13 protein-coding genes are annotated in these 13155 nt (G+C 42.6%); all 13 read left to right on the forward strand.

The genetic code is table 11. From position 1 onward, the window contains the following. The 13 genes from P22_RS01550 to P22_RS01610 all read left to right on the forward strand — a co-directional run bounded on the left by P22_RS01550 (position 1) and on the right by P22_RS01610 (position 13129). Complete coding sequence (locus P22_RS01550) at positions 1–729, forward strand: WecB/TagA/CpsF family glycosyltransferase (protein WP_054258435.1); 729 nt, start codon at positions 1–3, stop codon at positions 727–729. Between the two features lie 106 nt (positions 730–835). Next, positions 836–1474 (forward strand): phosphatidylserine decarboxylase family protein, encoded by a 639-nt coding sequence (locus P22_RS01555; RefSeq protein ID WP_054258436.1) that lies wholly within the window; start codon positions 836–838, stop codon positions 1472–1474. After that, complete coding sequence (gene pssA / locus P22_RS01560) at positions 1471–2151, forward strand: CDP-diacylglycerol--serine O-phosphatidyltransferase (protein WP_054258437.1); 681 nt, start codon at positions 1471–1473, stop codon at positions 2149–2151. Before P22_RS01555 ends, pssA begins: the two co-directional genes overlap by 4 nt. A 177-nt stretch (positions 2152–2328) precedes the next feature. Continuing rightward, the gene (locus P22_RS01565; protein ID WP_054258438.1) at positions 2329–3612 is read left to right on the forward strand and encodes a glycosyltransferase family 2 protein; all 1284 of its coding nucleotides are present in this window, start codon (positions 2329–2331) and stop codon (positions 3610–3612) included. Between the two features lie 101 nt (positions 3613–3713). Beyond that, on the forward strand, positions 3714–4469 hold the full coding sequence (gene surE / locus P22_RS01570; RefSeq protein WP_054258439.1) for a 5'/3'-nucleotidase SurE: 756 nt from the start codon (positions 3714–3716) through the stop codon (positions 4467–4469). A 126-nt stretch (positions 4470–4595) separates the two neighbouring features. Then, positions 4596–5012, forward strand: a complete 417-nt coding sequence (locus P22_RS01575; protein WP_054258440.1) for a TIGR04086 family membrane protein — start codon at positions 4596–4598, stop codon at positions 5010–5012. Between the two features lie 23 nt (positions 5013–5035). After that, positions 5036–6814, forward strand: a complete 1779-nt coding sequence (gene iorA, locus P22_RS01580; protein ID WP_235814518.1) for an indolepyruvate ferredoxin oxidoreductase subunit alpha — start codon at positions 5036–5038, stop codon at positions 6812–6814. Then, on the forward strand, positions 6811–7386 hold the full coding sequence (locus P22_RS01585) for an indolepyruvate oxidoreductase subunit beta (protein WP_054258441.1): 576 nt from the start codon (positions 6811–6813) through the stop codon (positions 7384–7386). Before iorA ends, P22_RS01585 begins: the two co-directional genes overlap by 4 nt. Before the next feature lie 86 nt (positions 7387–7472). Further along, on the forward strand, positions 7473–8267 hold the full coding sequence (gene mtnP / locus P22_RS01590; RefSeq protein WP_054258442.1) for an S-methyl-5'-thioadenosine phosphorylase: 795 nt from the start codon (positions 7473–7475) through the stop codon (positions 8265–8267). 12 nt (positions 8268–8279) lie between these two features. After that, positions 8280–9323, forward strand: coding sequence for an S-methyl-5-thioribose-1-phosphate isomerase (gene mtnA, locus P22_RS01595; protein ID WP_054258443.1), 1044 nt, complete (start codon positions 8280–8282; stop codon positions 9321–9323). A gap of 1 nt (position 9324) precedes the next feature. Further along, entirely contained in the window at positions 9325–10566 is a 1242-nt protein-coding gene (locus tag P22_RS01600; protein WP_054258444.1) for an adenosylhomocysteinase, read from the forward strand. 35 nt (positions 10567–10601) lie between these two features. Continuing rightward, a complete protein-coding gene (locus tag P22_RS01605; protein WP_054258445.1) occupies positions 10602–11897 on the forward strand; it encodes an amidohydrolase in 1296 nt (431 codons plus the stop codon). A gap of 62 nt (positions 11898–11959) precedes the next feature. Next, a complete protein-coding gene (locus P22_RS01610) occupies positions 11960–13129 on the forward strand; it encodes an aminotransferase class I/II-fold pyridoxal phosphate-dependent enzyme (protein WP_235814519.1) in 1170 nt (389 codons plus the stop codon). The last annotated feature ends 26 nt before the right edge of the window (positions 13130–13155 follow it).

A 13155-nucleotide genomic window follows, 5' to 3' on the forward strand; every position in this document is an offset into this window, starting at 1 on the left:
GTGCGTACAAAAATACCTGTTTTAGATATTATGATTGACAGCGTGACTATGCAAGAGGCATTAGATGCAATTGAGACCTTTCTTACAGAGGATAGACCCCATTTGGTGGCTACCGCCAATGCTGAGATGGTTATGATGGCTAAGGAAGATCAGGAATTAGCATGTATTCTTAATAAAGCCGATCTGGTTGTTCCCGATGGGGCCGGTGTTGTATGGGCAGCACGTTATCTTGGCCATAGCATGAGCGAACGGGTTGCAGGTTATGATTTAACACAAAGATTGTTGGCTCAGGCCGCTAGGAAAGGGTATCGGGTATTTCTTTTTGGTGGAGCCCCCGGGGTAGCGGAAAAAGCAAAGGAAACGGCAGAAAGATTGTATCCGGGTATCGTAATTGTTGGTACACGAAACGGTTATTTGGCAGATGGGGAGGAGCACCAGTTAGTTGATACTATCCGCAAAGAAAAACCTGCTATTTTACTGGTAGCGCTGGGCGTTCCCAAACAGGAAAAGTGGTTATATCGAAACTTAGATACTTTGCAGATACCCGTGTGCATTGGTGTGGGAGGAACTTTTGATGTAATGGCCGGTAATGTACGCCGAGCCCCCTTATGGATGCAACAAGCCAATTTGGAATGGCTGTTCCGTTTGTTATGCCAGCCATATCGTGCCATCCGTATGCTGGCGTTACCACGTTTTGTTTGTCAGGTCATAAGGTATAAAAAAGATTAGACAAAGCACTCTCATTATATTATAATAGTTTGAGAATGCAGGAAGTTGTGACTTTCTTGCTTTTTGTTTTTATAAAACACCATAGAGGGACAAAGGGGGTGTGTAAATGGTTAAAACGCCTATAGTCAAAGAAGGGTACCTTTACATTGCTATTCTCGCACTAATCACTGCCGTAGTCGCTTTGGCCGTTAGTCCATACTGGAGTATTGTCCCTGGAACTTTGCTAGCCTTTGTTACTTTTTTCTTTCGAAATCCCAACCGGAAAATACCTGATGACAATATGCTGGTTTTGTCACCGGCTGATGGAAAAGTCATGAGTGTATGTGAGGTTTACGATGACCAATTTCTAAACGAAGTTGGTAACAAGGTGACCATATTTCTATCGGTTTTTGATGTGCACGTAAATCGTAGTCCTATTTCCGGTGAAATTACTTTTCAACAGTATACTTGCGGACGTTTTCGTCCCGCTTATAAGGAATCTGTAGGATATGAAAATGAAAGGCATTCCATTGGATTGGAAAATGAATCCATGCGCATTTTGGTCACACAAATTGCCGGATTAATAGCACGGAGGATCGTTTCGTGGGTAACATTGGGCAGTTCGATAGAGAAGGGCCAACGGTATGGTATGATAAAATTCGGTTCCTGTACAGAGGTAATTATGCCTAAATCAGTGGAAGTTCTCGTTAAAAAGGGAGATCGGGTTAAAGGCGGGGAAACCGTTATTGGGAGGTTATCAGAATGAAGAGTATCATTCCCAATGCATTGACAGCACTTAATTTAGTTTTGGGTATGTTTGCTATTGTTTCTACTTTGCACGGACGCTTTTCAAACGCTGCTATTTTCATTGTTGCTGCTATGATTGCGGATGGATTTGACGGGCGGGTAGCTCGGCTCTTTAATGTCAGCAGTGATTTTGGTAGGGAATTGGATTCTCTATGTGATCTGGTTTCCTTTGGGGTGGCTCCGGCTGTCCTGGCCTATACTTTTTTGCTCCATGAAATGGGCTATGCAGGTTATTTTGTGGCGGCTCTTTTTGCTACCTGTGGAGCACTTCGTTTAGCCAGATTTAATATCAATACAGGTATAGTAAAGGGCTACTTTATGGGGCTGCCCATTCCAGCGGCCGGCTGTGTTGTTGCCACATTTGTGCTATTGGGTATTAAACCGGCAACATGGCTCTTTGCCGTTATGGTCATTTTATTTGCTTATCTTATGGTCAGTACGATTAAATATCCTGATTTTAAAGGGAAAGGTGAGAGAGTTCGTATACTTCCGGCTGCTATTACGGTAGCGTTTGCACTTTATCTGATATTCCTTACACAAGGGGTTACTGCATTGCTTTTTATTCCCTTCTGTTCCTATGCTGTATTTGGAATACTGAATACATTATTTGGATTATTTGATTCGCGGACTATTTAATGTATCCAATTGTTCGGATACTTGTTTTTTTGTCGGGTTATATTATTCTTAATTCCATTTTACCCGGTTTTATCTTGACAATCCATGTTTGAGGATTCTACAATGGTGTTTGTACGGTTGGAATTGATTCTTATAAAGTACCTTTTAAAACAGGTCTTTTAGAAGGAGTAACTTCGCATGAACTATATTTTTGATTACATAATGATCCCGGTACAACTGATTATTGCTTTTTTTACGGTATATTATTTTGTTGTTGCATTTTTTGGCATGTGGCGAAAAAAGGAAGTCAAAATACTTACCCCGAAAAAAACGTTCGCGGTTGTCGTTGCCGCACATAATGAAGAACAGGTTATTGGTCAATTGGTAGAAAATCTGCATGTGTTAAACTATCCTAATGAGTTATATGATATTTTTGTTATTGCAGATAACTGTAGTGACAAAACGGCACAAATTGCCAGACATGCTGGTGCCAATGTTTATGAGCGGGTTAATCTCGAAGAACGGGGCAAGGGTTTTGCCATGGAGTGGATGTTTGCCAAACTGTTTCGATTTGAACGCCGATATGATGCAGTGGTTATATTCGATGCGGATAATTTAGTGCATCCCAATTTCTTATTGGAGATGAATAACCGTCTTTGTAAGGGCGATAAGGTCATTCAAGGCTATCTTGATGCTAAAAATCCAAATGATACCTGGATTGCAGGAACTTTTGCGATTTCCTTTTGGGTGGTGAATCATATTTGGCATTTAGCCAAATATAACATTGGCTTATCCAGTGTTCTGGGTGGAACAGGCATGTGCATTGCATCCGAAATACTGGAAGAACATGGATGGGGCGCCACTTGTCTGACTGAAGATATGGAATTTACTATGAAAGCTTTGGTCAAAGGAATTCCCACGACTTGGGCGCATGACGCCATTGTTTATGATGAAAAGCCGTTGACTTTTAAGCAGTCATGGAATCAACGTAAACGCTGGGCACAAGGTCATTTTGATGTTGCTGGCAGATATATTCCCCGCCTTCTCGTGGAGGGAATAAAGCAACGAGATATCCGTTTGCTGGATGGGATTATTCACTTAATCCAGCCGTACTTCTTAATACTTTCTACATTTTTCATTTTAGCAAGCTATGTGTACCAATTTATACCTTTTTATACTAACATTTTGTATACGGTGTTACCTGTAGAAGTATGGACGGCCATTGCTATTGGTCAGTATATTTTTCCTGTCATCGTATTAGCCAAAATCCGTGCTAGTTGGAAATGCTGGTTATACCTGGTTATGTACCCGCTGTTTATTTACAGTTGGATTCCGATTACCTTTCTTGGATTTATTCATCGGAATGAAAGGGTTTGGAGCCATACCCAGCATACAAGGAGTATGAGTTATAAGGAGATATTATTGACAACCTCAGAAGAATTCCCCAAAGAACAGTTATTAGGCAAACAAGCTGCTAAATAAATAATAGCTGGTAAAAAAGGTGAGTATTATACTCATCTTTTTTCAATAGGGAATGACGCTGTATTTGTGAATCAGGTGAAAATCTGAAGGAGGGAATTATATTGCGCATTTTATTAACTAATGATGATGGAATTCACGCGGCAGGCATTCAAGCCCTTGTCAAAGAATTTATGCATAATGCCGATATCGCAGTTGTGGCTCCTGATGAGGAACGCAGTGCAACTAGTCAGGCGATAACCGTTCGCCACCCAATTTATGTTGATGAGTATAGTTTTCCCGGAACTTCCGTTCAAGGCTGGAAAGTGGGCGGAACTCCTACCGATTGCGTAAAAATTGCGCTGGAGACGGATAGAATAACAAAACCGGATATCATTGTATCGGGGATAAATCATGGTCCCAATATGGGAACCGATGTACTCTATTCTGGAACGGTCAGTGCTGCTATCGAAGGTGCGCTTCATGGCATCCCGGCCATAGCGGTTTCGCTTGACGGCCGTAATGATTTTGATTTTGCTGCCGCAGCTAAGTTTGCTGTTACATTAGCGCAAACGCTTTATACAAATCCCTTACCGCCGCGAACACTGTTAAACGTTAATGTGCCGGCTTTGCCGGAAAGTGAAATTATGGGAGTTGCAGTTACCAAACTGGGTCGGCGCGAATATGAAAATACTTTTCAGCCACGTAAGGATCCACGAGGGAGAACGTATTACTGGATGGGTGGCAATATCCTGGAGTGCGAAAATGATCCGGATAGCGATATTATTACAGTAGCGGCAGGAAAAATTTCAGTTACGCCTATCCATTTTGATCTGACAAATTATACTATTATGGATACTGTAAAGCAATGGAACTTATAAAAAGCTGACAATTAGTTTTCTTAAAACTAAGTTGTCAGCTTTTTTTCTGTATGGGGGCATAATTAATTTATAACGGCATAAATTTACATTAAATAATTTATCTTCCAAAATAAAGGGGGATTGACTGTGTTAAGAAAAGGCTATACACGTTGGAATAATGCTCCTCCCCAAAAAGTTCCCGGACTTATATCACTTATTATAAGGGGAATTTTGGTTAGTTTTGCTTTTTCGCTAGTTTGTGCTCTACTTTTGTCCGTTTTTAGTTTGATTTCCGAAAATGAATTTATTGATCAACATCTACAATATATAATGGTCGGTATCAGTATAATAAGTATATTTTGCGGTAGTGTTTTTGCAACACAAAAAGCCGAATCAAAGGGGCTTTTCATTGGTATGGCTGTTGGTATCGCCTATGTGTGCATTTCTGTTTTGATCGGTAAAGGATTGCAGGATGAGTCGCTTAGCTTATTGGTTTTTATTAATAAATTGTTAGCCGGTATTGCAGCCGGCTCATTGGGCGGACTGGTCGGTGTAAATTTATAAAATTACAAGGATTTTTACCTGCTATGGCGAATGTTAATGTCAAGAAAAATATTGAGAAGGGAGGAGATATTATCGTTAAGTTGCTATCGGGAAATGAAGCCATAGCACGTGGTGCTTATGAAGCTGGTGTAAAAGTTGCCTGTGCTTATCCGGGAACCCCCAGCACGGAAATTTTGGAAAATATTGCTGTTTATGATGGAATAAACAGCGAATGGTCCCCAAATGAGAAAGTAGCGGTTGAGGTTGCGCAGGGAGCTTGTTTTGCAGGTGAACGCGCATTAGTCGCGATGAAACATGTTGGTGTCAATGTGGCAGCCGACCCGTTATTCTCGTTAGCATATACGGGAGTTAACGGAGGGTTTCTTGTAGTGTCGGCAGATGACCCGGGGATGCATAGCTCACAAAATGAGCAGGACAACCGTTATTACGCAAAATTTATGAAAATGCCCTTACTGGAACCGTCGGATAGTCAGGAAGCAAAGGATTTTGTTATCCTTGGTCTGGAACTTAGTGAACAATTTGATTTACCGGTTTTTTTGCGTATCACAACTCGGATAGCACATTCAAAAAGTCTGGTTGTTTTGCGGGAACCGCTCAATAGGGAAAAACGCATTTATGCGAAAAACACGAAGAAATATGTTGTCATGCCGTCAAATGCCAGAAAGCTCCGGATCACTTTGGAAGAGCGCCTGCAAAAACTTAGGATATACCTGGATACCTTTCCCGGCAACCGAGCCGAAGGTAGCGGTGAGGACTTTGCCGTTATCACCAGTGGCATTGCTTATCAATATGCCCGCGAGGCATTGGGGGAGCGTGCAACTTATTTAAAACTTGGCTTTACCTATCCATTACCGGAAAAAGCAATTAGAGAATTTGCCGCGTTGCATGATACCTTGTATGTGATTGAAGAGGGTGAACCTTTTTTAGAAGAACAGATTAGGGCCATGGGCGTTAACGTCGTTGGTAAAGAATTTTTCCCTGCCATTGGAGAGTTGAATTCCCAGATGATTAAGGAAAAGCTCCTTGGCGAAAAAAGCTCCAGTATGATAACCAGTCATAATCTACCCGCCCGTCCGCCGGTTCTCTGCCCAGGATGTCCTCATCGTGGCATTTTTTATGTGCTTAACAAAGTAGCTGATTATATTACTACTGACATTGGCTGCTATACCTTGGGCACGCTGCCCCCTCTGAATGCTGGTGAACTGTGCTTATGTATGGGTTCAAGCATTGGAAATGCTTTTGGTATGTCCAAGGTAATGCCGGATAGAAAGATCGTGGCGACTATTGGAGATTCTACTTTTTTGCATTCCGGAATTACTGCCCTTATGGATGTAGTATATAATCGTGGAAAGATAATACTGGTTATTTTAGATAATTCAACGACCGGAATGACCGGACATCAACACAATCCCTCTACAGGGTTTACAATAAAAAATGAACCGACAAAAAAAATAGATTTAGAAGCAATGGTTCGTGCCTGTGGGGTAGAACAGGTATGGCAGATTAGCGCTTACGATTTAAAGCAGGTTAACGAGACTCTTAGAGCTGCAATTGCCTGCGAAGAAACTGCTGTTGTTATCGCAAAACAGCCGTGCGTTTTAATTAATAAACGCATGGCCCGCAGCTATAGGATTATTCATGAAAACTGTAAATATTGCCGGTCCTGTCTAGACATAGGCTGTCCGGCGATTGGTAATAGAGACGGAGAAATTTTCATAAATGAAGTGTTATGCAATGGTTGTGCTGTCTGTACGCAATTATGCATGTTTTCAGCCATTGAAGAGGATAGGGGATATACATGAATAAAGCGGCAAATATTTTGATTGTCGGAGTAGGGGGGCAGGGAACTGTTCTAGCCAGCAGGATTATCAGCCAGGCGGCGCAATTATCAGGCTACGATGTTAAACAATCCGAAGTACACGGCATGGCTCAGCGTGGCGGGAGTGTGGTAAGTTATGTCCGGTTTGCCGATAAAATATTTTCACCTATGGTTGAAATAGGACAAGCGGATATGATTATCGCGTTTGAAAAGTTAGAAGCATTACGTTGGTCCGATTATTTGCAATCTAAAGGCATAATGATTGTAAATGAACAGGAAATACCTCCTGTGTCCGGCATGACGGGAACAGTTTCTTACCCTGGGGACATTTTGAAAACACTGTCTTCCTATTGTCAAACCATAACGGTTAATGCTATTGGCATGGCTATAAAGCTTGGGGAGCCACGTACAGTTAACAGCATTTTATTAGGAACTGCACTAAAAAAGTTAGGTTTTGAACGTAGCATTGGTGAAAAAGCAGTAATTAAATCCGTTCCGGGAAGGACAGTAGAAGTCAATTTACGGGCTCTTTCCTTGGGATGGGATCTAATCTAAATATGTTGTATTTTTCTTTCGGGCAATTTATAGTACAATGATATGAGGATTAGAAGATACAAAAATCCATTTAAAGGGTGAAAACAATGGTGAAAATTGCAATTATCGGTGGAACAGGGGTATATGATCCTTCCATTTTGAGTCATATACAAACTATGGAAGTGGTTACACCTTATGGAGATGTCAACTTTCAGGTGGGTGAATTCGAAGGAAAAAATATTGCATTTATTCCTCGGCATGGCAGTAAACATTCCATTGCGCCACATTTAATTAATTACCGTGCCAATATTTGGGCGATGAAAAAAATAGGTGTGGAAAATATTCTTGCCACAACTGCAGTCGGTTCTTTAAATGTTAATATGAAACCGGGTGATTTTGTTCTGGTGGATCAATTTCTTGACTTTACCAAAAGCCGGGTTAATACTTTTTATGAGGGCGGTGAGCGCGGCGTTGTACACGTTGATGTAACCAGTCCTTATTGTCCTTCTTTGCGGCAATTGCTGCTGGAAGCTGGAAATAGCTTGGGTCTTACTATGCATGACAGGGGAGTATATGTGTGTGCAGAAGGGCCACGTTTTGAGACTCCGGCGGAAATTGCTATGTTTAAAAAACTGGGGGGCGATTTGGTCGGTATGACTAACGTTCCGGAAGTAGTGCTGGCACGCGAAGCGGAGATCTGTTATTCTACTATTTCTATGGTTACAAATTTTGCCGCTGGTATATCCACTTCACCGTTAACTCATGCTGAAGTTGTCGAGGCAATGAATGCCAATACGCACAACATTAAACAGTTGGCCATGGCCGCAATTAAAAAGTTAAATCTTGAACGGGATTGTAACTGCCGTCATGCCTTGGCGGAATACGGTGGGTTTAAACTGTAAGGAGGGAACTTTATGCGATCATTACAGTGGGATGGTTCGTCTCTAACGTTGCTGAATCAAACACTTCTTCCCGGTAAAGTGGAATATATTAACTGTCATGACTATCGTAAGGTAGCCGATGCCATTAAAAGACTGGAGGTACGTGGTGCCCCGGCAATTGGCGCCGCCGCTGCTTTTGCGATGGTATTGGGAGCGCGTGAAATTGCCGGAAATGAAACGGATATATATCCCGGAATACAAAGCATAGCAGCTGAGTTGAAGCAAACAAGGCCTACGGCAATCAACTTGGCTTGGGCGGTTGACCGTATGCTCAGCGTTGTGGAAGCCCATAAAAGAGATGTTTCAGAAAGAATATTGGCTGTTTTGGAACGGGAAGCTGTGCTGATAGCTGATGAAGACAGCCGTGTCAATCAATTAATTTCCAAACATGGAGCGGGACTTTTTTCCCAACCTACGGCCATATTAACACATTGTAATACCGGTGCCCTCGCCACCGTAGAACATGGAACTGCACTGGGAGTTATTCGCAAAGCTTGGTCCGAAGGCAATATAAGCTGCGTTTTTGCCGATGAAACCAGACCGTTGTTACAGGGAGCCCGCTTGACAGCATGGGAATTAATGCAGGATCATATTCCAGTCAAACTGATTACCGATAATATGGCCGCCTGGGTAATGCGTAAACGTATGGTTCAAGCTGTCATTGTGGGGGCGGACCGCATTACCCTCAATGGAGATGTCGCCAATAAAATCGGTACATATGGTGTGGCAGTACTGGCAAGGGAGCATAACATTCCTTTTTATGTGGCAGCTCCTGTTTCCACTTTTGATTTTTCGCTGGAAAGCGGGGAAGAGATTCCGATCGAAGAGCGTAATCCGGAGGAAATTACTACCATAGCCGGTGTACGTATTGCACCGGAACAGGTTGGTGCATATAATCCGGCTTTTGATATAACCCCACATTCTTTAATAACAGCAATTATTACAGAGTATGGGGTTATACGAGCTCCATATCCGGAAGCAATTGCAAAAATAAAAATTAAAAAGGGTGAAAATTAAAATGGAATCTATGGTTCGGGATATTTCACTGGCACCGCAGGGGACTGATAAAATTAACTGGGTTAAAGGGTTCATGCCGGTACTAAATGTGTTAAATGATGAGTTATCGGCAACAAAACCGCTTACTGGTAAAAATATTGTCGTCACCATGCATCTTGAGGCGAAAACAGCCTATCTAGCCTTGGTATTGAAAAATGCCGGAGCTAATATAGCGGTTACAGGCAGCAATCCTTTATCCACTCAGGATGATGTTGCGGCAGCACTTGCCGAGCAGGGAGTAAAAGTATATGCCTGGTATGATTGTACAGCGGAAGAGTATGAGCAGTTCCTTCACAGGGCGCTAGACACAAAACCCCACATTATCATTGATGATGGCGGTGATTTAGTATCACTGCTGCATACTTCCCGCAGTGATTTAGCCGCTAATATTCTCGGAGGCTCGGAAGAAACTACTACTGGTGTGATCCGTCTGAGAGCGCTGGAAGCTGAGCAACGCTTAAAGTTTCCCATGATGGCAGTTAATGATGCCTATTGCAAATATTTATTTGACAACCGCTACGGTACTGGCCAATCTACTTGGGATGGCATTATGCGTACCACCAATTTGACGGTAGCCGGAAAAAATGTGGTTGTTGCCGGTTACGGGTGGTGCGGAAAAGGTGTGGCCATGAGAGCCAAAGGTCTTGGCGCCAGCGTTATTGTGACCGAAATTGATCCTATTAAAGCGATAGAAGCTGTATTCGACGGATTCAGAGTTATGCCGATGAGCGAAGCAGCAAAAATAGGTGACATTTTTGTTACTCTAACCGGTTGCAGGGATGTAATCCGCCGTGAACATTTTCTGCAAATGAAATCCGGCGCCATTATGGCCAATTCCGGTCACTTTGATGTGGAAATAAATAAGCACGACCTGGGACAGTTAGCGGTTTCCAAGCGTATAGTCCGTAAAAACATTGAAGAGTTTGTACTCACAAGCGGGAAAAAAGTATATTTGCTGGCAGAAGGACGCTTGGTTAATTTGGCTGCAGGCGACGGGCATCCAACAGAAATCATGGATTTATCCTTTGCAATGCAGGCTTTGTCCGTTCTGCATATTGCCAAACATGCTGGAGAAATGGAAAATAAAGTTTATGTAGCTTCTGATGCTTTAAATTCCCGTGTGGCATTACTTAAACTTCAAGCCATGGGCGTAGCCATTGACCATTTAACATCTGAGCAGGAAGCCTATCTGCACCAGGCCTGACAACAACTACCAGGAAAGATAGGGAGGCGGAAAGAATGGGAAATACATTATTGCTCAAGAATGCGGATATTTTGAGTGCAAGCGGCACGGTTACACCTGCTAATATTAGTATTACTGATACAGTAATTACTGAAATTGGCGAGTGTGATGGGTTCAGGGCTGACAAAATCATTGATTGTACAGATAAACTGGCAATTCCCGGCCTAATTAACGCTCACACTCATGCAGCCATGACGTTATTTCGAAGCTATGCCGATGACATGTTGCTAATGGATTGGCTGGAAAATAAAATATGGCCGGCAGAGGCCAATTTGACAGCGGAAGATATTTATTATGGCAGTTTATTGGCTATTGCCGAAATGATAAAAACGGGGACTACAACCTTTGCAGATATGTATTTTGAAATGCCGCATGTGGCCCAGGCCGTATCCGAAAGTGGTATCAGAGCGGTCTTATCGCGCGGTATGGCTGGTGTTAGCCCTAATGCCGAACAGGCTTTAACTGAAAGTGAATCTTTTTTCCGACAATATCACAATGCAGCAGATGGACGGATTACAGTCATGCTTGGGCCGCATGCTCCATACACGTGTCCTCCTGAATATTTAAAGCGGGTGGTTGGGTTAGCTCAGCGTCTGGGAGCCGAAATACATATCCACTTATCGGAAACTGCCGGTGAAGTAGAAAACTGCATTCAACAGTATGGTCAATCACCTATCGCCTTAATGGCTGATCTGGGACTTTTTGAGTGTGGAACGCTAGCCGCACATTGTGTGCATGTTTCGCCTGAAGATATTCATATTATGCAGCAAAAGCAAGTTCGTGTGGCCCATAATCCGGGAAGCAATATGAAATTAGCGAGTGGTATCGCACCCGTTTCACAAATGCTCAAAGCCGGTATCTGTGTTGGTTTGGGTACAGACGGGGCTGCCAGTAATAATAACCTGGATATGTTGGAAGAACTACGTTTGGCAGCATTGCTACATAAGGTCAATTTACAGGATCCTTTAGTGATACCGGCAAAAGAAGCTTGTCGTATGGCTACTCACTATGGAGCACGGGCTTTGGGGTTGGAAAAAACCACAGGAGTCATTGCCCCGGGGTACAAGGCGGATATTGTTCTGTTGGATATGAAAGCTCCCCATTGGTATCCTCGCCACGATCAGGTTTCCTTATTGACATATTCAGCCTCTTCCGGAGACGTCCATACCGTTATTGTTAATGGGAAAATTCTGCTGGATAATCGTACATTAACCACAATAGATGAAGAACGTCTGGTGCATGAGGCTCATCACCGTAGTATGAGATTGACCGGCAAATCCTTGTTACAATAGAAACTCTTTTACGTCATCCATAGTCATTGCAAAATAGGAGGGCAAAATAGGAGGGTTTTTATGTGTTGGCAATAAATCAAGCGACTAGAATGAATCATTTAATGTCTGCTATTTTTACACAAATGGATGATTTGCGCAAAGCGGAAATCAGTAGGGGAAAAGATGTTGTTACGTTAAGTATCGGTAGCCCGGACATGCCTCCGGCACAACATATTATGGAGGCATTAGCTCATGCCGTATCCGAATCCGCTAATTATGGATATACCCTGTCAAAAGGAACGGAAAAACTGCTCAATTCCATAGCAGAATGGTATAAGCGTAAGTTTTCCATCTCTCTGGACCCGGAAACAGAAATCCATTCATTAATGGGATCGCAGGATGGGCTTTCTCACATTGCTATGTGTCTGGTTGACCCTGGTGATGTAGTATTAGTTCCTGATCCGGGCTATCCCATTTATACGGCCGGCCCGTTGATTGCAGGAGCGGATTTATACCGAATGCCGCTTATTCCGGCAAATGGTTATTTACCGGATTTAGACACTATTAGTAAAGATGTACTGCGCCGTACTAAAATGATGATTATTAATTACCCTAATAATCCCTTAGCAGCAACAGCAACACAAAATTTTTTCAGTAAAGTGGTTGATATTGCTAACCGCTATTCTTTTGTGGTTGTTCATGATTTTGCTTATAGCGAACTGGTATATGACGGTTACCGTCCCGATAGTTTTCTATCCGTCCCTGGTGCAAAAGAGGTGGGCATTGAACTTCACTCTCTTTCGAAAACCTATAATATGGCAGGCTGCCGTATCGGTTTTGCTGTAGGAAATCGCAGGATTATTGAATTATTAGGACGTCTAAAATCAAATATTGATTATGGCGTGTTTTACCCGATACAGCAAGCCGCTGTGGCCGCCCTTAATGGTTCGCAACAATGTGTTAAAGATTTAGTTGCTTGTTATCAAAGACGGCGTGATGTACTTATTCATGGTTTCAATAAGTTAGGATGGACAACCCCGAGTCCTAAGGCATCTATGTTTGTTTGGGCTCCCGTACCTACAAGGCAATCCTCTCTGGATTTTACAGTAGACCTGTTGAAAAATACGGGTATTGCTGTTATTCCAGGCATCGCTTTTGGTGAATATGGTGAAGGTTTTGTCCGTATTGCACTCGTTCAGCCAGAAGAACGGTTGAGAGAATGTGTTGAAAGATTGTCCGGCTGGTTAGGTTAATACTTAGTTATCCAGATGATATATAA

It is taken from the genome of Propionispora sp. 2/2-37 (assembly GCF_001298735.1).
In the GTDB taxonomy this organism is placed as follows: domain Bacteria; phylum Bacillota; class Negativicutes; order Propionisporales; family Propionisporaceae; genus Propionispora.